The organism is Rhodococcus sp. NPDC057135 (assembly GCF_042670865.1).
Taxonomy (GTDB): Bacteria; Actinomycetota; Actinomycetes; order Mycobacteriales; family Mycobacteriaceae; genus Rhodococcus_F.
Window position 1 is genome coordinate 1 of record NZ_JBHUUU010000047.1, and the last position, 1,162, is coordinate 1,162.

Sequence of the window (1,162 nt, forward strand, 5' to 3'; positions counted from 1 at the left end):
GGTCGGTGTGTCGGGGATCAGCTGTTTTCTGCTGCTCGTTCGGCGATACGCGCGAGTAGCCGAGAATGCACCTTGGCCCGGAGGGTCTGGCTGGTGATCTTCAGCGCTCCGCGCAGCGGTCGGAGACCAGCCCGGCGATGGCGAGCATGGTGTCGTCGAAGTACTCGCGGCGCCCGGTCCAGCGCTGCAGGGGTCTCCACTGCTTGGGTTCGGCGATGGCGTGCTCGACGCAGATCCGCTCCGAGGACTGGGCTTTGCGGGCCCGTTCCCATGCGGTGATCTCGTCGGGCGGGGCGCCCTTCTTCGGTTTCAGCGGTGGGGCGGTGACCTGGCCGGGAAAGTCTCTGGCCAGCCCCTGGTAACCGGAATCGGCCTTGACCTTGACCTCGGGATACTGCTGGAGCAGTTCCTCGATGCCTTCGGTACGCAGGGCGGTGACGTCGTGCATGCGGCCGGGCCGGACGGCTCCGGCCCACAGCAGCCGGCCCTTGCCGTCGCTGATGACGGTGGGCTTCTTGGTGTTCCGCTTCTTCTTGCCCGAGACGAACGCCCGGCGTCCGGGGCGGTTCGCCGCGGGGCGGCGGACCTGGACCTCGGTGCCGTCGAGACGCAGTTCGACGCCTTCGGCCGCGGCGTAGGCGAAGACGTCCGCGAGGGTACGCAGCCGCAGTCCGGGCTTGCCGGGGACGGCGAAGCCCCGCGCCGCGAGCAGGGGCCGGATCTCGTGGACGGCCCGGGTGATGGTGGAGCGGTCCACGCCGTAGAACACGGCCAGGGCTTGGTGCGGGAGCTGGAAACGCAGAACGACCAGGGTGGCGATCACCCGGTCGGTGAACACCAGCCCCCGATCCGGCCCCGCCCCGGCCGCACGCAGCCGCTCATGACCACGGCGCTCGCGCAGCCGGCCCTCCTGCTGCGCGAGCCAGGGGCCGGCAAGCTCCTCAATCAGCTTCCCCAGCCGACGACGCGGCAGACCAGTACAGATCCGATGCGACAACACCCCACGCGCCCACCCCAGCCTCATGAGCAGCAATCATTCCGCAAGTCCAACCCGGCCCCTCCACCGCTCCCTCGCCGACATCCAGCCCTGACCTATCCACATGCCGCTGGTCGAAACACCGATGATCGCTCCGACCGGCGAATACAACAACGGTCCGATCAC

General features: G+C 69.0%; 1 protein-coding gene. It reads right to left on the reverse strand.

Annotation, left to right across the window (positions count from 1 at the left end; translation table 11 throughout):
• Window positions 1-100: 100 nt before the first annotated feature.
• Window positions 101-1,000, reverse strand: a complete 900-nt coding sequence (locus tag ACFT1A_RS30970; protein ID WP_378450109.1) for a transposase family protein — start codon at window positions 998-1,000, stop codon at window positions 101-103.
• Between the last annotated feature and the right edge of the window lie 162 nt (window positions 1,001-1,162).